Here is a 17,252-nt window from a genome sequence, read left to right on the forward strand (position 1 = left end):
CATGGTGGCGCCCATCCGGAAGGTGTTGTTCACCGGGTTCGAACCCTTCGGCGGGGAAACCATCAACCCGAGCTGGCTCGCCGTGAAGGCGCTGCACGGCCGAAGAATGCTGGGCCGAACTGCAGTGTCCGCACAGTTGCCCACCGTGTTCGACGATTCGCTGCGCGTGTTGAATGCGTTGCTGCGCGAGCACCAGCCCGAGCTGGTGATATGCGTGGGGCAGGCCGGCGGTCGGCACGCGATCTCGCTCGAACGCGTGGCCATCAACGTGAACGACGCACCGATTGCCGACAACACTGGCAAAAGACCCATCGACACCCCGGTGGTGCGCGGCGCACCGGCGGCCTTCTTCACTGGCCTGCCCATCAAGGCCATGCTCGCTGCCCTGCAGAAAGAAGGCGTGCGCGCCGAAGTGTCACAAACCGCCGGCACCTTCGTCTGCAACCACGTGTTCTATGGCCTCATGCGAACCCTGGCAACCAGCCGCACCTTGCGCCACACACGCGGCGGCTTCGTGCATGTGCCCTGGCTGCCGGAGCAAGGCACGCCCAACATGTCGCTGGATGACATCGTGCGCGGGCTGGCGGTGGCGATGCGGTGCGCGCTGAAAGTGCGGGAAGACCGGGTGATGGGGGCGGGCGCGACGGACTGAATGGGGCCCTCAGGCCTGCCACACCCCGAACCCTGCCGACCGCAGATCAATCCCCACCTCGATCTCCTTGTCCACCGCGTCTTCGTAGCGCATCGGGTTGAAGCCCTCGTACAAGTCGGGCAGCAGGCGCAAACCGTATTTGAAGACGTACGAACTGGCCTGGATGCCCGCCTTGTGCTTGTCGAAGCGGACGTCCGGGTCCAGGCCGGTCATGCCCACGTACACGCAGGGCTTGCCTTCTACGTAGCCAGGGTTGCACTGGCGGAACTTGTGCTCGAGCAGCACGTCCTTGTGCAGCTCGATGACGTAGACGTGGTGGTGGGGGCGACGGCTCATGGCTTGTGGCGGGGCGGCGGCCATTATGGGTCGCTCTCTATAATCGCGCCCTTTTTCTCAACGGGGCCCAGCCATGCATCTGGAGATTGCGCAGTCCACACCCACGGCCGCCGCCATGGCCCGCGTGGTGCAGGCCCACTACCCGCTGGGCGATGTGGTGGCAGCTGAATTCTTGCGGCGCAGCTTCAACCAGGTGTATAGCCTGACGCTGGCGGGCGGCCGCCGCGTGGTGGCCCGCTTGTGTGCCGAGCGCCCGCGCGGCGAGCCTCGCCTTCAGTTCGAAGCCGATGTGTTGGAGCACCTGCGCGCACGCGGCTGCCCCGTGGCTGCAAGCCTGCCCAACACCAAAGGCGACGTGGCCGTGCGCATCACGCTGCCCGAAGGCGAGCGCGAAGTGATGCTGTTCGAACACCTGGACGGCGAGGCCACCACCGACCTGCCCGCCAATGTCGAGGCCTTCGGCCGGGGCCTTGCGCAACTGCACGCGGCGGGTGAAGGATTGCAGAGCGACGCGCCCCACTACACGCTGGATCTCGATCACCTGCTGCTGCGCCCGCTGCAACACCTGCTGCGCGCACCCACCATGACCGCCGATCTCCGTCCGCAGTTCGAAGCCCTGGGCCTGCGGTTGCACGACCGCATCGCAGCGCTCGGCGAGCTTACCCAGGTGCTCTGCCACGGCGACGCGCACAGCGACAACAACTTCATCACCGTGAACGAGGCAGGTGACCGACAGGCCGTGTTCTTCGATTTCGACGACACCGGCCCGGGCTGCCTGGCCTACGAACTCGCGGTGTACCCATGGTGGCTGCACCCGCGCAATGTGGACGGCGTCTGGAGCGAGAAGGCGCTGGCGCGGTGGAATTGCTTCATCTCCGCCTATCAGGCGGTTCGCCCCCTGAGTGACGCCGACGTGGCCGCCCTGCCCATGTTCGTGGCGGTGCGCCAGTTCTGGCTGCTGGGCGAATACGCCGGGCGCGTGCCCGTGTGGGGATCGCAGGCCATGCCGCTCGATTACTTGCAGCGGCAGGTGAAGGTGTTGACGCAGTGGGAGGGGCTGGCACTGGCGGTGCCGGGGCTCGCTGCTGCGGACGCTTCAGGCTGAAGCCTTATCCAACCGGCGCAAAGCCCGCACTTTTTGCCACAGCAACGCCTTGGGCATCTGCATGTCCATCGCCTGCATGCAGCGCTCCAGCCAGCCTTTGCGGTTCTGCAAGCGGTCGATTGCCTTTGCCAGATCGCGCCCGATGGCAGGGCCATAGGCCTGCTCGGCCTTGGCGCTGGCGGCACGCAATGTGCGCAGCGGCAAGCTCATCATCGCCAAGTCGATCACGTCGCGGTTGAACACGCCATCGTCCGCCTGCCGGTCTGAGTTGGCGAGCAGCTTGGAGGCCGCCAAGTCCAGCGTGGTGAGGGTGCTAACGCCGCAAATGTTGTCGCCCATCTGCGGTGGTTCCAGTTCAATGCGCGCTTCCCGGACGACCTCGAACTTGATGGTATGCCCGTCCATCTGCACCTCGGTGCGAATGCCGTACTGGTCCGCCCGGATCTCGCGCAGCACCACCAGTGGCTGCGCGCCGGCCCGTGTGATGGTGCCCAACCCGGTGGGCCCGGTTAGCAACTGCCGCAGTTCTCGGTATCCCGCCGCGTCCGATACAAGAAAGTCGATGTCCACCGATTCGCGGTATTCGCCATGCTGCAGGGCAATGCAGGTACCACCGCCAAACAGGCAAGCGTGCTGTCGCAGTTTTTCGCCGTCGAGTGCGGCCAGCACATGCGCAATGCGCTGGTGATGAGGCCGCTCAAACGCCACCGGGCTTTTCCATTGCAGGCCGCTGGTCTTGCAGCCCGAGCCGAAGCGCGTCGAGCAAGTCTTGCTCTTCGGCCGACATGGCCTGCGCGTTGATGTGACGCGCGTTGCGTTCGTAAATGCCCAGTGCCTCCATGGGCGTGAGCGTCTCGGTGCCATGCACCTGCCAGGCGAGGGCGCGGAGTTGAGGGTAATCGCCGAGGTGAACGCGTGCGGGGATCCAGCCCTTGCGGTCCTGGCGCTCCGATTCCACGTCCGCCAGTTGCCCAATGGGGCGTGCATGCCACTCCATGCCCAGCGCCGCAAGCACATTGCCCCAGGCCCCGGCGGCCACCGAGGGCTCGCCCTTCTCTACCCGGTGCAACGTCACGCGCGAAACACCCGCCGCCTCTGCAGCCGCCGTGGCACTCACGCCCAGTGCTTTGCGCCGAGCACGAATCTGCAAGCCCATCGACTGGAGCTGGGCGATGCTGGCTTCGGTGATGGGCGGGGTGGCGGCTGGCATTTGTTTCTCATTTTGATCAAATCTGGCGTTTTGTCAATTATGAGAAACAAAAAAATCACAACCAAACCCGCCCATCCCCAGGCCCGGTGTCAATCGTGAACTCCGGCGACCCGCCCAGCACGAAGGCCCCCAGCACGAAGCTGAGCACTGCGATGAACAGGCTGGCCCAGAACGCCGTCCAGAACCCATCCACCTTGAAGCCGTCCACGATCTTCGCCACCAGCAAAAGCATCAGCGCGTTGATGACCAGCAGGAACAGGCCGAAGGTGAGCAGCGTCAAGGGCAGCGTGAGCAACACCAGCAACGGCCGCACGATGGCATTGGCCAGGCCGAGCAAAAGCGCCGACACCACCAGCGCCGAAGTGCTGCCGAACCGGATGCCCTTGAACAGGTGGCTCGCCACCCAGAGAGAGAGGGCGGTGATGGCCCAGTGAAGGAGGAAGGGGGTCAGGTTGGTGAGCATACGATCGGTATTAAGGCGTCAGGTCACACTCGTCTTTCAGATCGTATTCCCGCCGTGGACTTCATGTGAGTGCTAGTCAACTCTATCGGCTGAGGAAATGAAGTGTCTGGAGTGAAATAGGTTTCAATATTCGGAGCGTCTTCGCAATCTAAATTAGTGTGAATTAACGTAATTCCGAAGTCGAATTCGTCTTTTTGTAGTTTTGATTCAAGTTCAATCAAAGAATCTGGATATTCAATCCAGGTGCCTCCATAAAAATCAACATTCTGAAGTTGAATTTGCTTTTCTGCATCCAATGTCAATCGCAGCTTTTTCCGCAGCCATGAGTATATTCCGGGCGATGAGGCGATTTGAATTCTTTGCTTATACCAAGCGCCGACAAATTTGAAATTTATCTGAATTCCTAATAAATTGCATTGCCCGTTTGGCCAAGTCACAGGCAGAGGGGTTTTGCACAGAAGATTCCATTCGATCGTTCCATTTACCATAAGTCTATTTCGGTGAATGAATTCGAATATTTTTTTATCTATCCATCGGTTTAAAGGCTTTCCAAATGCAGAGATGGAGTTCAGATTCTCCATCGACCCATGAGATCCGTATAGATTGTCGCATTTAATCGAAGGTTGAATTTTCCTCAATTCAATATGCCGTACATATATCTCATCCACAATCGAGAACCTGATCCTCTTGTCCCTGTTGGTGCTCGCTGCAATCAATTCTATGTTTACTCAGCGAGCCTTGTTTATTGCATCTTTTGTAAATCCCGAGTTGCTGCAAATCATTGCAAAAGTGGCATTGAGGTCTCGTCGTTTTGAGTCAAGTGCGTCAATGTAAGAAATTCCAACGGGGCCAGTTTTCTGGGGATCAAAATCCTTGCATTCGATCAGTCCAAATTGACTGTGAATTTTGTCTCGAACTCGTACCTGTATATCAAGCTCTCTCCGGCCGTCGGGGCCCTCTACCCACACGCTACGAGATACGTCGGAGTCCGGAAAAAGCTTACAGAAAATCGAAGCCACTGCTTCCTCATATGCGCGGCCTTGTTTCGGCATTCTGGGGATGGCATTCTTTGCATTGCGTCTCTTCGTCATGATCTGTATCAAAAGAAAAAGGGTATCTACTTCCCCCAACTGTCCTTCAACCCAGTCACCCGATTGAACACCGGCTCCCCAATCTCATGATCTGCCCGATCCGCCACAAAGTAACCGTGCCGCTCGAACTGGAACTTTTCATCCGGCTTCGCCGCCGCCAGTGACGGCTCCACGTAGGCGGTGACGACCTTCAAACTGTCCGGGTTCAATGCCTCGATGAAATCCTTTCCACCTGCGTCCGGCTGTGCGTCCAGGAACAGTCGGTCGTACAGCCGCACTTCGGCTTGCACACCGTCGGCCACGCTCACCCAGGTGATGGCGGCTTTGGCTTTTACGCTGTCGGCGCCGGGGGTGCCGCTCTTGGTGTCGGGGATCACCTTGGCGTGGACCTCGGTCACTGTTCCATTTGCGTCTTTGGCGCCCGCGCCGGTGCATTCGATGACGTAGCCGCCTTTGAGGCGCACCACGTTGCCGGGAAACAGGCGCTTGTAGCCTTTGGGTGGCACTTCTTCAAAGTCTTCGCGTTCGATCCACACTTCCTTGCCGATCTTGAACACGCGCTCGGGTGGCGGGGTTTGACCCTCTGCAATCGCGCTGTGGGGCAGGGCAGGCTGGGTGCAGTCTTCGGTGTGGGCATCGCTGCCAAACACCTCGCCCCAGTTGGTGAGCACCAGCTTGACCGGGTCGAGCACGGCCATGCCCCGGTGGGCCTTGTTTTCCAGGTCTTCGCGCAGGCAGCCTTCGAGCGTGCCGTAATCAATCCAGGAATCGCTCTTGGTCACGCCGATGCGTTCGGCAAACATCTGGATGCTTTCGGGTGTGTAGCCGCGCCGGCGCAGGCCGACGATGGTGGGCATGCGTGGGTCGTCCCAGCCGTTCACCTTGTGGTCGTACACCAGCTGCGCGAGCTTGCGTTTGCTGGTGATGACATACGTGAGGTTCAGGCGCGCAAATTCGTACTGCCGTGGCGGCGGGGTTTTGAGCAAACCGCCTTCGCACAGGCGCTCCAGCAGCCAGTCGTAAAACGGGCGCTGGTCTTCGAATTCGAGCGTGCAGAAGGAGTGGGTGATCTGTTCCAGCGCGTCCTCGATCGGGTGCGCGAAGGTGTACATGGGGTAGATGCACCACTTGTCGCCCGTGTGGTGGTGTGTGGCGCGTCGGATGCGGTAAATCGCCGGGTCGCGCAGGTTGATGTTGGGGCTGGCCATGTCGATCCTGGCGCGAAGCACCATGCTGCCGTCTTCGTGCTGGCCGTCGCGCATTTCGCGCAGGCGCGCCAGGTTCTCGGCGGGTGTGCGGCTGCGGTAGGGGCTGTCCACGCCGGGCTTGCCGAAGTCGCCTCGGTTCAGGCGCATCTGCTCGGTGGTCTGTTCGTCCACATAGGCGTGTCCTGCCTCCACCAGGTATTCGGCGGCGCGGTACATGAAGTCGAAGTAGTCGCTGGCCTGGTACAGGTGGGTCTCTCCGTGGGCCTGCCAGTCGAAGCCGAGCCACTTCACCGCGTCGATGATGCTGTTTACGTACTCGGTGTCTTCCTTCTCTGGGTTGGTGTCGTCAAAGCGCAGGTGGCACACGCCGCCGTAGTCGCGCGCCAGGCCAAAGTTCAGGCAGATGCTTTTGGCGTGGCCCACGTGCAGGTAGCCGTTGGGCTCAGGCGGGAATCGGGTGCGAATTTTTGCCGGGTCGGGTTGGCCTTTGGCGTGGTGGGCGGCGTCGCCCGGGCTGCCGGCCCAGCGGCGGCTCGCGTAGGTGCCTTTGTCCAGATCGTGTTCGATGATCTGGCGCAGGAAGTTGCTGACCTTGTGTTCGCCGTCTTCGGCGGGGGGTTGTGGTTTGTGGGCGGGGGTGGTGGAGCTCATGACGCATTCTATTGATGTGCCTTATGTCCGTTCGCCCTGAGTTCTCCGGCAACTGTTGAGTTCTCTGGCAACCGTTCGCCCTGAGTCTGTCGAAGGGTTCGCCTGCACGCAGGTGAGGGCTTCGACAGGCTCAGCCCGAACGGGTGGGGCTTAGCCCGAACGGGTGGGGGGTCAGCCCGAACGGGTGGGGTCAGCCCGAACGGGTGGGGTCAGCACGAATGGGTGGGGGGTCAGGCCGAACTGGTGGGGGGGTCGCCGGAACGGGAGGGCTGGTATCGTCTTTCCTTCAGGATGAGGAAACCCCAATGAACAACGACAACCCCGACACCATGCCTGGCGAGGACCCCCCGCGCTGGGAGATCACCGAGACGGAGGACGTGTTTCTACCCAGTGTGCGCGTGCAGCTCACCTGGCGCGATGTGGAGGCCGCTGTGGAGCAGGGCGCCATCTTGCCGGCTGAGGCGCATGCGCTCTGGGCCTCGTGGGCCATGCCCGGCAGCCCGCTGCGGGTGGCGGCTCCGCCTTCGGTGGACACGCAGCCGCAGCCGCTGGAAGCCCTGGCAACGCCTGTCGCACCTTTGCGGCCCGAGCCCGTGCACGGCGGGCCGGTGTTTTCATTCACCAACACGCTGTATTACTTTGGCGGCATGCTGGCCATTGGCGCCATGACGATGTTCATGAACCTGGGCTGGGCTTTGTTTGGTGCCTGGGGCGTGTTTGCGCTTTCGGTGGGTTACCTCGTTGGCGCGCTGGCGGTGGCGGGCAACCTGCTGCAGAAGGGCCTGCGCACACCGGCCGGCATTCTGGCCACGCTGGCGGTGTGCCTGGTTCCGCTGGCGGTGTGGGCGCTGCAGTCGGGCATGGGGCTGTGGCCCGAGGGCGGACCCGACAGCTACCGCGATTACCACCGCTACATCGACTGGCGCTGGCTCACGCTGGAGCTGGCCACGCTGGCCGCCGCAGTGGTGCTGCTGTGGCGTTACAAGCTGCCTTTCATGGTGATGCCAGTGGCGGTGACCATCTGGTACCTCAGCATGGATGTGGCGCACATGCTGATGCAGAAGGAAGGCTTTGACTGGGCATTCACGCGAGATGTGTCGCTGGTGTTCGGCCTGGCCACCTGTGCGCTCGCGGTCTGGGTCGATCTGCGCAGCCGCACCGCTACCAACCCCGAAGACCGGCAGGACTTCGCTTTCTGGCTCTACCTCTTCGGCGCCATCATGTTCTGGTGTGGCCTGAGCCTGCGCGAAAGCGAATCGGAACTCAACAAGTTCCTCTACGCGCTGATCAACGTGTTCCTGGTGTTCCTGGGGGCTGCCATTGGCCGGCGCGTGTTCACCGTGCTGGGTGGCTTCGGCGTGGCGGGTTACCTGGGTTACCTCGCCTACCGCGTGTTCGAGAACAGCCTGTTGTTTCCTTTTGCGCTCACGCTGCTGGGGCTGGCGGTGGTGGCGCTCGGCATCTGGTGGCAGCGCAACGAAATCGCCATCCATGCGCGGCTGGCGAGTTGGCTGCCAGCGGCATTGCGGCCGCTGGCGAACGATTTCCATTCGAGTTGAGCCCTCCATTCGAGCTGAGCCCTCCGTTCGAGCCGAGCCTTCCGTTCGAGCTGAGCCCTCCGTTCGAGCTGAGCCCTCCGTTCGAGTCGAGCCTTCCGTTCGAGCCGAGCCCTCCGTTCGAGCTGAGCCCTCCATTCGAGCTGAGCCCTCCGTTCGAACTGAGCCCTCCGTTCGAGCCGAGCCTTCCGTTCGGGCTGAGCCCTCCGTTCGGGCTGAGCTTGTCGAAGCCATGCCCACACCTGGGCGAGCCCTTCGACAGGCTCAGGGCGAACGGGGAAGTCTCGGTGCAGGCACGTCAAACGGAGGCGTCTGGTGCTAGTACGTCAAATTGAGCTGCAGCACAGCGGTGGTGCCGCTCACCTCGTTGCCCACCACCAGCAGCGGCTTGCCGTTCGGTGAATCTTTCGCGGCGATGAACACCAGGCCTTCGGGACCCAGGTCGCCGGCGGTGGCCAGGTCCGGCGGGTCGGTCAGCCATTCGTCGCGGGTGTTCAGGTAGTCCACACGCGTGGGTGCCAACGGGTTGGTGATGTCGTACACCAGCACGCCGCCCATGCGCTCCAGGCCAATGAACGCAAAGGTCTTGTTGCCGATCTTGCCCAGCGCCAGGCCTTCGGGTTCGGGGCCCTTGGCATCGCTGCGGCTGTCCCTGGCATCGCCTTCGTCGTGGCCGGAGTTGAAGTACGTGGCGCAAGGAATGTTGCGGTCCTTGCCGAGCTTGCAGTCTGCGCTTTCCAGGTATTTCTCGATGGCCGAGCCCGAGTCCCACACCAGCGAACCGTTGGCGTTCCAGATGCTGAAGGAGCGTGCGCCGTAGCTGTAGAGGTGGTCGTACATGAGGCGGTCGCCGCCCGGATCGGCCACGCCGGCGGCGGAAAACTTCATGGGCGATCCGTCGGGGTTGGTGCGGTAGCCCATGGTCCAGCTGATGTTGAGTCGGCCCAGCGCGGCATCGGCGCGGCAGCCCAACGGGTCGCCGGCGATGGCGCCGCAGTAGCTGAAGGTGGCGGGATCGAGCAGGCCACCGGCGGCCAGCGCGTTCAGTTGCGGTGGCAGGTCGTCGCCTGAACGACCGGACCAGCCGTTCTTGTTCACCAGGTGCTTCACGCGGAACTCTTCCACAAAGCCTTTGCTGGCGTCGCCGTTCCAGTAGTCCGCGTTGTCCTCGCCCCAGGCGCGTGCGTCGCCTTCGTTGGCTGTCACCAGGTAGGTCTGGCCGCCCGCGGAATACGAGGCCATGCTGTCGGGCAGGTACATGCCGCGCACGCCGGGCCAGGTGCGGATGTTGATGGTCGCGCCGTCGGTGTCGGAGGCGTCGAGTTCGTTGCCCGCCACGCCGTGGTCTTTGTAGCCCAGCGGCAGCACGGCGGTGACGGTGGCGGTGCCGATGTCCACCTTCGCCAGGGCGTTGTTCTCCTGCAGCGTCACCCAGGCGGTGGTGCCGTCGGCGGAGACGGCGATGTACTCGGGCTCCAGGTCTTTCGCAGCGGTGGCGCCGGGGCCGTAGATGCGCACGCCCTGTGCGCGCAGTGTGGCTTCCTGGCCGTTGAAGGCGGTGAAGCCGGCGGTGCGCACCACGGGGGTGGCCAGATCGCGCACGTCGATCACGCTCACGCTGCCTTCCGGGTCGATCTGGTAGTCGTCGCTGGGCTCGCCTTCGTTGGCCACCAGCACGGTTTTGCCGTCGGGGGTGAAGGTCACCATGTCGGGCAGGGCACCAATGGTCACCGAACTGATCAGGCTCAGGTCGGACGCGCGGTAGAGCGCCATGCGGCCCGGGTCGGTCTTCACCGGGGCCTGAATGGCCACGGCGACAACGCCGTTGAACACCGCCACGCTGTTGATTTCGGCGCCGGCCAGTATGGCGGTGGCGTCGAGCACGTTGATCTTGGTTGGGTTGGCGGGGTTGCTGAGGTCGAGCACGTCCACCGCACCGAGCTGGGCGTTCACCACGAAGAGGCGCTTGCTCGCGGCGTCAAACGCCGGGATCTCGGCCGCGCTCACGCCAAACTGACCGGTGCTGTATCCGCCGATTTTCTCCAGCGTCAGGCTCACTGGCGTGGCTTCGGGCAGGGGGCCGGGAGCGGGCGTGTCGTCGCTGCCACCGCCACAGGCGGCGAGGGCGGCGGTCATGACGAGGGAGGTGGTGAGCAAGCGAAGGGTGGGTGGTCTCATGGCGGGTTTTACGGTCGGGGTGGAAACCCCCGGTTGTATGGACCCGCCGTGACGTTGGCGTGACGAAACCGTGTCGGCGCCAAGACGCCAGGTGCTCGGCGCTACTGGCCGAAGCGCGGGCCGTCCTTGAGGAAGGCGGATTCCTCTGCCGTGCTGGTGCGCCCCAGCGCGGCGTTGCGGTGCGGAAAGCGGCCGAAGCGCAGCACGATCTCGCGGTGCAGTTTTGCAAAGTGCAGGTTGCGGCTCAGGTTCTCTTGCAGTTCGGCCGGACTGGTGTCCAGCAACTGCTGGAAGCGCGCCACGCTCTCGTCTTGCGCGGCGAGGTCTTCGGCATGCACCAGCGGCATGTAGAGGAACACGCGGCCCACCGTGGCGAGCGGCTGGTCGAGCCCGCTGGTCAGGGCTTCGCGCACCAGTTGCTGCGCACGCGCATCGCCGGCGAAGGCGTGGGGTTGGCCGCGGTGGATGTTGCGCGGGAACTGGTCGAGCAGCAGCACCAGCGCCAGCCGAGTCTCGATGTGGGGCTCCCAATCGCGCAGCCCACCACCGATCGCCTGCTCCACCAGGGGGCCGAAGCGTTCGCGGATGCTGGCGTCGAGCGCCGGGCCACCGCCAAACCACAGGGCGTCGCGGTTGTCCGAACACCAGCCGCGCTGAAGGCCGTCGCCGAGCCAGAAGTCGAGCACGTCCTGTGCGCCGGGCGGGGTGGTGGAGGTGGGTGTATTCATGGTTTTCCCTAGAGGATGGATACCTTTACCGGTGTCGTTACGTCTGGCTACGACTTTGACCGTGCATGTGGAACAGGGTAGCGCGGAAAATCCTGTAATACGTTCACAGGGTGCCTGTCTGCCCTGTCAAAAGGAGCCCCACATGAAAGCCTTGTCGTTCAACACCGCCTGGAGCCGCAGCTCGGGCTGGGCACGCGGTCTCACCATCGCCACCCTGGCCGCTGGTGCCTGGGCCTTGTCCGGCATCGGCACGCAGGCACAGGCCCGCGGCAATGACGTGTACTGGTCCATCGGCGTCAACTCTCCCGGCGTGGCCGTCGGCGTGTCCAACGCGCCACCGGTGTACTACGCACCTCGCCCGGTCTACCACGCGCCCCGGCCAATTTACTACGCGCCGCCGCCCGTGTACTACGCACCGCCACCGGTGTATTACGCGCCGCGTCCGGTCTACCGTTCCTACTGGGGGCACGGCCCGCGCTTTGATGACCGCCGTCACGGCCACGGCAACCGAGGCCATCGCGGTCACCGGCACGGTCATCGCTGATCGTGCTGGAAGCTACAACCGGGCCACGGTGTCCCGGTTGTGGCGAGCCGTTTCGCGAAACCCCGGGCTGATGCGTTCGTCGTCGGTGACCATCGCCCAGAACGCTGCCGCCAGCTCGCACGCCCTGGGCCATTCGTTCACGGTGTGAACGGTGGGCGCCAGGGGCCTGGCATTGAAATCCCGTGTGACCAGTTCCCCGTTCACGGGCGCGTACAGCATCGGCAGCATGTCGTAGGTGGGAGACAGCCGCCAATCGTCATCGTCCAGCAGCAGGGAGATGTTGCCGTAGTGCCGATCGGTGTTGCCGATCAGGGCGCCAAACGCGTCCAGCAGGCGCAGGTGGGCCGCATCCTCTTCCACCAGCAACCGCCGTTCGGCCATGCGCTGCGAGGTCGCCGCCCATTCGTCCATCTGTCCGACGTATTGCCCGTCGTAGACCAGCAGCGACACCATGCCAATGCGCCCACGCTCGGTGCGGTCAAAGCGCTGGGCTTCCAGAAACACGCGTCCGCCGGCGATGACAATACGGGTCTCGGCGGCGGGCACGCCGTGTTGAGCCAGCGTGTGCAGGGCCAGGTGTTCGCACACCAGCAGGTCGCGCCAGCGCAACTCGGAGGGGGCTTGGCCTGCGGGCGAGAATTTCACAATGACCGACCGGCCCGCCAGCGTGGTGCAGAACTTGGGTTGTTCACCGCCCGCCGATGAGCCGGGCAGGGTGCCCTGCATGGATTGCTCGGCCAGGCGGGGGTACTCGACATCCGGGTTGCCGACGCGCGAGAGGCGTTGCGGCAGGGTGTGAAACCGCTCGAAGGCGGGCTGGCCGACGATCAGGTTGCCCGGCAGGTCGTCGCCCGCCTGCACCAGCGCCTTGAGCACGTCGTCGTCGCTCCAGTGGCGCAGATCGCCCGGCAGACGCAGTTCAGGATGCGCATGGGCGAAGGTGCGGCCCATGAACCCCTGCGGCCGCATGTCCTGAAGGAACCAGGGCAGCCCTTCGTGCAGTTCGCTCAGGCCGTCGGCCTCGTCCACCCAGAAGCGGCCACCCGGCAGCGGCACCATGCGGCCGAAAGCCGAAGCCCGGCCCAGGGCATCCACCCGCATCATCGGCACCTCGTTGCCCACGCCTTCGATCGGTCGCGGCAAGAGGTAGCGCCGCGAGCGCGCTGCGCCGGCCCGGAGCACCTGCCCCGAACGCAGCAGCGGGGCGAGCGCGCGCGACACGGTGGGCTGGCTCACGCCCAGCCGCGCCTGCAGTTCGGGGCTGGTGGCCACGCCACCCATCGAGCGCAAGACGTCCAGCAGGTGAACGGTCATTTTTTGAATGAATATATGAATAGATATGTGAATATCATATTTCATTCTTGTAGAAAAAGAATTCTGGCGGATTTTGAATAGATTCTTTTACATCGCCCGAAACCGGTCTGCGTACAGCCGACTCACCGCCAGCGCCTCCGGCCGGCCGCGCAGCCGCAGGCTCAGGCGACCGGCCTCGTTGCGGGTCACGCTGTCGATGGCGTCGGCACGCACCACGGTGCCTCGGTGAATCTGCCAGAACGCTGCGGGGTCCAGTTGCGGCAGCAGTTCCTTGAGCGGCGTGCGGATCAGCACCTCGGAGGTGGCGGTGAGCACGCGCACGTATTTGTCGGCCGCCTCGAACACCAGCACTTCGCCGATCGGCACCATGCGGATGCCTTGGCCCACGCTGGCGGGGATCATCTGCAGCCGGGGCGCGGCGGGCGCTTCACCGCCTGCCAGCAGGGCGCGCAACTGGGCCAGCGAAGTATCGAGTGCAGCCGGCGCAGGCTGGCGGGCTGCCAACAGGGCCTGCACGCGCTGCACCGCGCGCGCCAGGCGCTCGGGTTGAACTGGCTTGAGCAGGTAGTCCACCGCCTGCGCCTCGAAGGCCTGCACGGCGTAGGCGTCGTAGGCGGTCACGAAGACCAGCACGGGAAACGGAGTGCCTTCGGGCCATTCGTCGGCGAGTTCGGCGGCGGCCTCCAGCCCGCTCAGGCCGGGCATGCGAATGTCGAGAAACAGCACGTCGGGCCGGCAGGACAGCGCCTGCGCCACGGCGGATTCCCCGTCGCCCACCACGGCGGCGATGCGCAGCGCCGGCCAGGCGCGGGCCAGCTCGGCTTGCAGGGCCTGGGCCAGCAGCGGTTCGTCTTCGGCAATCAGTGCGATGGCGTTCATGTCTTCACTTTGTCAGCGGCAGGGTGAGCAGGGTGCGCGTGCCACCGCCGGGGTGGCTGTGCCAGTCCAGTCGGGCCCGGCCGGCGTAGGCCGTGTCCAGCCGCTCGCGCACCTGGCTCAGGCCGAAGCCGGGCTGGGGTGAGGGTTCGCAGCCGACGCCGGTGTCACTCACCTCCAGCTCCAGCCCGCCTGGGCCTTGGCGCACACTCACGCGCATTTCGCCGCCTTCGCGGCTGGGTTCGAGCCCGTGGCGGATGCAGTTCTCGACCAGCGGTTGCAGCAGCAGGGGCGGCACGCTCTGGCCGGCCAGGGACTCGGGCAGGTCCAGCGTGTAGCGCAGGCGCGGGCCCATGCGAACGGCCATGAGTTCGAGGTAGTCGCGCAGCCGCGCGAATTCGTCGGCCAGGGTGTGGCGCCCGGCGGTGGCCTCGGTGCGCGAAGCCTTGAGCGTGGCGCGCAGGAAATTGTTGAGGCGGTCGAGCATGGCGGTGGCGCGCTCGGGGTCGGTGCCGATCAGGGCGCGCAGGTTGGCCAGCGTGTTGAACAGCATGTGCGGCTCGAGCTGCGATTCCAGCAGCTTCAGGCGCGCCTCGCTGGCCTGGCGCTGCGCTTCTTCCTGGGCCAGTCGCGCGCGCGCCAGCATTTCGCGGCTGGTGAAGAAATACGCGCCAAAGCCGCCGGCCGACAGCGACATGAGCACGAAGCCCAGCGTGGCGCGGGGAAAGTTGTTCAGACCCAGCAGCAGTTCGCGGCCCATCAGCAGGTTGGCCAATACGCTGCCGATGAGGTATGAGGCCAGCACCGACACCACCACCAGTGCGGCCATGGCCGGGCCGCCCGGCCAGCCACCGGCGTTGAGCAGGTAGCGCCCGCCGTCGATGAACACCCAGATGCACAGGCCGATGAACTGCGAATACAGCAGGTTCACGGCGAAGGTTTCGCCGCTGACCGCGGTGATGGCCAGCGCGATCACGGTGTTGAACACCACGGCCGCCAGGGCACGGCGGGCAATGGCGGCGGGCTTGAGCGGTGGCATGGCCGCAGTATCCCGCATGGCCGGCGCCGCCGCGCTCACCGCAGGCTGCGCTCGCGGATCAGGCGCTCGCGCTCCTGTGCCACCAGGCGTTCCTGCAGGCCACCACCGCCCAGCACGACCCACACCACCGTGCCATGGATGAGCAGGCCCAGGCCCCAGCCGAGGGCGGGGTAGATGGCCCAGTGCCGGCCGCTGGTGAACGAGATGGCCGCCAGCGCGGCGTTGACCGCCAGAAAGACGATGGCATGGGCGTACCAGCCCATGCGGGCACCGGCACGGCGGCGCGCGCGGCGGTCGAGTTCGTCATCGGACAGGGGGCGGGAAGTTGAATGCATGGTGATCTCCTTGGATTGAATGGCGCAGCGGACGATGCGAAGCGGGTTTACACCCAGCCCCAGACCAGCTGGCCAAGCGTGCGGTGGGGTAGCAGGGTAAAGGCACCTGCACCCACGCAGCCCGCCAGGTAGAGCGAGAGCATGGTGATGCGGTGGCCGCGCACATTGCCGCGCAGCAGGAAGCGGAAAGCGAAGAACAGGGCGCCCAGGACCACCGGCACCAGCAGGTGGACCAGTGAAAAGCCGGCGATGTTGGGCATGTGGGGGTCACTGATGAAGATGGCCGAGATCGCGGTCACCAGCATGAGGGTGACCCAGGCGTAGCCGGCGGCGCGGTGCAGGCGAGGGCGCGGCAGGCCTGCGGCCGGACGGCGTGCCCAGAGCGCGAGCGGGCCGATGGCCAGCGCGGCCAGCGCGGCGGCCAGGTGGATGGCAATGGCGGGGGTGAGCTGCATGGGGAACTCCTGGACGGTGAGGGGTGTGGCGGACTGTGCCGATGGCCTGCACAACGCTCCAGCAGATTGCGACAGGTTCGCGATGGCGTGCCGCGAAATGCCTTCTGGCGGCGTGAAATGCAGGGCATCGGCCAGCCGCGCCCGGCGCAGCGGGTGCGTTCCTACAATCGGATACATGAAGCAATCGACCTGGATCTCTGGCGCGTTGTTGCTGGCCCTGGCGGCTGGCGGGGGCTGGTGGTGGAGCCAGCGCCAGGCGCAGGCCGCTGTCCAGTTCCGCACCGCACCCATCGAACGCGGGTCGCTGCAGGCCAGCGTGTCGGCCAGCGGTACGGTGAACCCGGTCTCGCAGGTGTCGGTGGGAACCCAGGTCTCGGGTCAGGTGCGAGCCGTCTACGTGGACTTCAACACCGAGGTCAAGGCCGGCCAGCTCATTGCGGAAATCGACCCGCAAACCTTTGAATACCGGGTGCGCTCGGCACAGGCCGACGTGGACGCCGCGCGCGCGGCGGTTCAGATCGCCACGGCCAATGCGGCGTCGAGCCGGGCCAATGTGTCCCGGGCCCAGACCGACCTGGCCGAAGCGAAACGCGCACACGTGCGCAATGTGAGCCTGGTCGCACAGGGATTCATTGCCCAGAGCGAGGCCGACCGCACGAACGCAGCGGTGAACTCGGCGCAGGAGTCGCTCCATGCGCTTGAAGCGCTGGTGGGCGTGAGCCAGGCGCAGATTCAGAGCTCGCAGGCGAACGTGGCGCAGCGCGAGGCGGCGCTGGCGCAGGCGCGCATCGACCTCTCGCGCACCCGCATCACCTCACCCGTCAACGGCATCGTGATCAAGCGCACCGTGGAGCGCGGCCAGACGGTGGCCGCGAGCCTGCAGGCGCCGGAGCTGTTCGTGATCGCCCGCAACCTCTCGGACATGCAGGTGGACGCCAGCGTGGACGAGGCCGACGTCGGCCGCATCCGTCCGGGCCAGAAGGTGAGCTTCACGGTGGAGGCGTTCCCCGGCCAGCGCTTCGAGGGCGAGGTGCGACAGGTGCGCAAGGCCGCCACCAATGTGTCCAACGTGGTGACCTATGTGGCTGTGGTGGGATTTGCCAACCACAGCGGACGGCTCCTGCCCGGCATGACGGCCAGCGTGCGGGTGGTGACCGATGCCCGCGAGAACGTTCTCAAGGTACCCAATGCGGCGCTGCGCGTGCGCATCGCAGGCGTGGAACCTGCCGTGGCGCCGGCCAGCCCGGCGGACGCGCCCGCACCACCTCAGGCCGCCGCCGGTCGCGCCGGACGGCTCTTCCTGCTGGACGGCGATGGCCAGCCCGTGGCCTACGCGGTGCGCCTGGGCGTGAGCGACGGCACCGCCACCGAGCTGCTGCTGGCGTCGGAATCACCCGAGGCGCAAGCGCTGGTGGAAGGCGCCATGGTGATCACCGGCGTCACGGCGCAGGCCGCCAATGCGCGCAGCGGTGGCCCGCGCATGTCGTTCTGATCGCTGGATGGGAAGCCCT

Annotated in this window: 19 protein-coding genes; 5 read left to right on the forward strand and 14 right to left on the reverse strand. The window is 65.0% G+C overall.

The window, feature by feature from the left end; genetic code table 11:
- Positions 1-13 precede the first annotated feature (13 nt).
- A complete protein-coding gene (gene pcp, locus AB7F11_RS17245; protein WP_428288936.1) occupies positions 14-652 on the forward strand; it encodes a pyroglutamyl-peptidase I in 639 nt (212 codons plus the stop codon).
- A 9-nt stretch (positions 653-661) separates the two neighbouring features.
- Here pcp and AB7F11_RS17250 read toward each other — a convergent pair whose 3' ends face one another.
- Positions 662-988, reverse strand: coding sequence for a hypothetical protein (locus tag AB7F11_RS17250; protein WP_428288926.1), 327 nt, complete (start codon positions 986-988; stop codon positions 662-664).
- A gap of 73 nt (positions 989-1,061) precedes the next feature.
- Here AB7F11_RS17250 and AB7F11_RS17255 point away from each other — a divergent pair, with 73 nt between their 5' ends.
- On the forward strand, positions 1,062-2,093 hold the full coding sequence (locus AB7F11_RS17255; RefSeq protein WP_428288927.1) for a phosphotransferase enzyme family protein: 1,032 nt from the start codon (positions 1,062-1,064) through the stop codon (positions 2,091-2,093).
- On the opposite strand, the gene AB7F11_RS17260 is transcribed toward AB7F11_RS17255, so the two are convergent.
- The 6 genes from AB7F11_RS17260 to AB7F11_RS17285 all read right to left on the reverse strand — a co-directional run bounded on the left by AB7F11_RS17260 (position 2,085) and on the right by AB7F11_RS17285 (position 6,716).
- A complete protein-coding gene (locus AB7F11_RS17260) occupies positions 2,085-2,801 on the reverse strand; it encodes a nucleotidyl transferase AbiEii/AbiGii toxin family protein (RefSeq protein WP_428288928.1) in 717 nt (238 codons plus the stop codon). The genes AB7F11_RS17255 and AB7F11_RS17260 overlap by 9 nt on opposite strands.
- Positions 2,791-3,303, reverse strand: a complete 513-nt coding sequence (locus AB7F11_RS17265) for a helix-turn-helix domain-containing protein (protein WP_428288929.1) — start codon at positions 3,301-3,303, stop codon at positions 2,791-2,793. Before AB7F11_RS17265 ends, AB7F11_RS17260 begins: the two co-directional genes overlap by 11 nt.
- A gap of 55 nt (positions 3,304-3,358) precedes the next feature.
- Positions 3,359-3,766: a phage holin family protein gene (locus tag AB7F11_RS17270; protein WP_428288930.1), complete on the reverse strand. Its 408-nt coding sequence runs from the start codon at positions 3,764-3,766 to the stop codon at positions 3,359-3,361.
- 23 nt (positions 3,767-3,789) lie between these two features.
- Positions 3,790-4,347, reverse strand: coding sequence for a hypothetical protein (locus AB7F11_RS17275; protein ID WP_428299944.1), 558 nt, complete (start codon positions 4,345-4,347; stop codon positions 3,790-3,792).
- A 147-nt stretch (positions 4,348-4,494) separates the two neighbouring features.
- Complete coding sequence (locus tag AB7F11_RS17280) at positions 4,495-4,857, reverse strand: restriction endonuclease (RefSeq protein ID WP_428299945.1); 363 nt, start codon at positions 4,855-4,857, stop codon at positions 4,495-4,497.
- 26 nt (positions 4,858-4,883) lie between these two features.
- On the reverse strand, positions 4,884-6,716 hold the full coding sequence (locus tag AB7F11_RS17285; protein WP_428291623.1) for a glutamine--tRNA ligase/YqeY domain fusion protein: 1,833 nt from the start codon (positions 6,714-6,716) through the stop codon (positions 4,884-4,886).
- Positions 6,717-7,021: 305 nt separating this feature from the next.
- On the opposite strand from AB7F11_RS17285, the gene AB7F11_RS17290 reads away from it, so the two are divergent.
- Positions 7,022-8,275: a DUF2157 domain-containing protein gene (locus tag AB7F11_RS17290; RefSeq protein ID WP_428291622.1), complete on the forward strand. Its 1,254-nt coding sequence runs from the start codon at positions 7,022-7,024 to the stop codon at positions 8,273-8,275.
- A 315-nt stretch (positions 8,276-8,590) separates the two neighbouring features.
- Here AB7F11_RS17290 and AB7F11_RS17295 read toward each other — a convergent pair whose 3' ends face one another.
- Positions 8,591-10,408, reverse strand: a complete 1,818-nt coding sequence (locus AB7F11_RS17295) for a choice-of-anchor I family protein (protein ID WP_428291621.1) — start codon at positions 10,406-10,408, stop codon at positions 8,591-8,593.
- A 143-nt stretch (positions 10,409-10,551) separates the two neighbouring features.
- Entirely contained in the window at positions 10,552-11,178 is a 627-nt protein-coding gene (locus AB7F11_RS17300) for a DUF924 family protein (protein WP_428291620.1), read from the reverse strand.
- Between the two features lie 142 nt (positions 11,179-11,320).
- Between AB7F11_RS17300 and AB7F11_RS17305 the strand changes: the two genes are divergently transcribed.
- Positions 11,321-11,722 (forward strand): hypothetical protein, encoded by a 402-nt coding sequence (locus AB7F11_RS17305; protein ID WP_428291619.1) that lies wholly within the window; start codon positions 11,321-11,323, stop codon positions 11,720-11,722.
- 12 nt (positions 11,723-11,734) lie between these two features.
- On the opposite strand, the gene yjjJ is transcribed toward AB7F11_RS17305, so the two are convergent.
- The 5 genes from yjjJ to AB7F11_RS17330 all read right to left on the reverse strand — a co-directional run bounded on the left by yjjJ (position 11,735) and on the right by AB7F11_RS17330 (position 15,918).
- The gene (gene yjjJ / locus AB7F11_RS17310; RefSeq protein ID WP_428291618.1) at positions 11,735-13,036 is read right to left on the reverse strand and encodes a type II toxin-antitoxin system HipA family toxin YjjJ; all 1,302 of its coding nucleotides are present in this window, start codon (positions 13,034-13,036) and stop codon (positions 11,735-11,737) included.
- Between the two features lie 87 nt (positions 13,037-13,123).
- Positions 13,124-13,915, reverse strand: a complete 792-nt coding sequence (locus AB7F11_RS17315) for a LytR/AlgR family response regulator transcription factor (protein WP_428291617.1) — start codon at positions 13,913-13,915, stop codon at positions 13,124-13,126.
- A gap of 4 nt (positions 13,916-13,919) precedes the next feature.
- Complete coding sequence (locus AB7F11_RS17320) at positions 13,920-14,951, reverse strand: sensor histidine kinase (protein ID WP_428299947.1); 1,032 nt, start codon at positions 14,949-14,951, stop codon at positions 13,920-13,922.
- A gap of 35 nt (positions 14,952-14,986) precedes the next feature.
- Positions 14,987-15,286 (reverse strand): 2TM domain-containing protein, encoded by a 300-nt coding sequence (locus AB7F11_RS17325; RefSeq protein WP_428288937.1) that lies wholly within the window; start codon positions 15,284-15,286, stop codon positions 14,987-14,989.
- 47 nt (positions 15,287-15,333) lie between these two features.
- Entirely contained in the window at positions 15,334-15,918 is a 585-nt protein-coding gene (locus AB7F11_RS17330) for a DUF2306 domain-containing protein (RefSeq protein ID WP_428299948.1), read from the reverse strand.
- On the opposite strand from AB7F11_RS17330, the gene AB7F11_RS17335 reads away from it, so the two are divergent.
- A complete protein-coding gene (locus AB7F11_RS17335) occupies positions 15,917-17,233 on the forward strand; it encodes an efflux RND transporter periplasmic adaptor subunit (protein WP_428288939.1) in 1,317 nt (438 codons plus the stop codon). The genes AB7F11_RS17330 and AB7F11_RS17335 overlap by 2 nt on opposite strands.
- Positions 17,234-17,252 lie beyond the last annotated feature (19 nt).

It is taken from the genome of Hydrogenophaga sp. (assembly GCF_050250835.1).
Lineage (GTDB): Bacteria > Pseudomonadota > Gammaproteobacteria > Burkholderiales > Burkholderiaceae_C > Hydrogenophaga.

Coding starts and splice junctions, on each gene's coding strand:
- AB7F11_RS17325 (WP_428288937.1), bottom strand. CDS start 15,286: ATGCATTCAACTTCCCGCCCCCTGTCCGATGACGAACTCGACCGCCGC.
- AB7F11_RS17290 (WP_428291622.1), top strand. CDS start 7,022: ATGAACAACGACAACCCCGACACCATGCCTGGCGAGGACCCCCCGCGC.
- AB7F11_RS17335 (WP_428288939.1), top strand. CDS start 15,917: ATGAAGCAATCGACCTGGATCTCTGGCGCGTTGTTGCTGGCCCTGGCG.
- AB7F11_RS17275 (WP_428299944.1), bottom strand. CDS start 4,347: ATGGAGAATCTGAACTCCATCTCTGCATTTGGAAAGCCTTTAAACCGA.
- AB7F11_RS17305 (WP_428291619.1), top strand. CDS start 11,321: ATGAAAGCCTTGTCGTTCAACACCGCCTGGAGCCGCAGCTCGGGCTGG.
- AB7F11_RS17250 (WP_428288926.1), bottom strand. CDS start 988: ATGAGCCGTCGCCCCCACCACCACGTCTACGTCATCGAGCTGCACAAG.
- AB7F11_RS17300 (WP_428291620.1), bottom strand. CDS start 11,178: ATGAATACACCCACCTCCACCACCCCGCCCGGCGCACAGGACGTGCTC.
- AB7F11_RS17255 (WP_428288927.1), top strand. CDS start 1,062: ATGCATCTGGAGATTGCGCAGTCCACACCCACGGCCGCCGCCATGGCC.
- AB7F11_RS17330 (WP_428299948.1), bottom strand. CDS start 15,918: ATGTATCCGATTGTAGGAACGCACCCGCTGCGCCGGGCGCGGCTGGCC.
- AB7F11_RS17315 (WP_428291617.1), bottom strand. CDS start 13,915: ATGAACGCCATCGCACTGATTGCCGAAGACGAACCGCTGCTGGCCCAG.
- AB7F11_RS17320 (WP_428299947.1), bottom strand. CDS start 14,951: ATGCCACCGCTCAAGCCCGCCGCCATTGCCCGCCGTGCCCTGGCGGCC.
- AB7F11_RS17280 (WP_428299945.1), bottom strand. CDS start 4,857: ATGACGAAGAGACGCAATGCAAAGAATGCCATCCCCAGAATGCCGAAA.
- AB7F11_RS17265 (WP_428288929.1), bottom strand. CDS start 3,303: ATGCCAGCCGCCACCCCGCCCATCACCGAAGCCAGCATCGCCCAGCTC.
- yjjJ (WP_428291618.1), bottom strand. CDS start 13,036: ATGACCGTTCACCTGCTGGACGTCTTGCGCTCGATGGGTGGCGTGGCC.
- AB7F11_RS17285 (WP_428291623.1), bottom strand. CDS start 6,716: ATGAGCTCCACCACCCCCGCCCACAAACCACAACCCCCCGCCGAAGAC.
- AB7F11_RS17270 (WP_428288930.1), bottom strand. CDS start 3,766: ATGCTCACCAACCTGACCCCCTTCCTCCTTCACTGGGCCATCACCGCC.
- AB7F11_RS17295 (WP_428291621.1), bottom strand. CDS start 10,408: ATGACCGCCGCCCTCGCCGCCTGTGGCGGTGGCAGCGACGACACGCCC.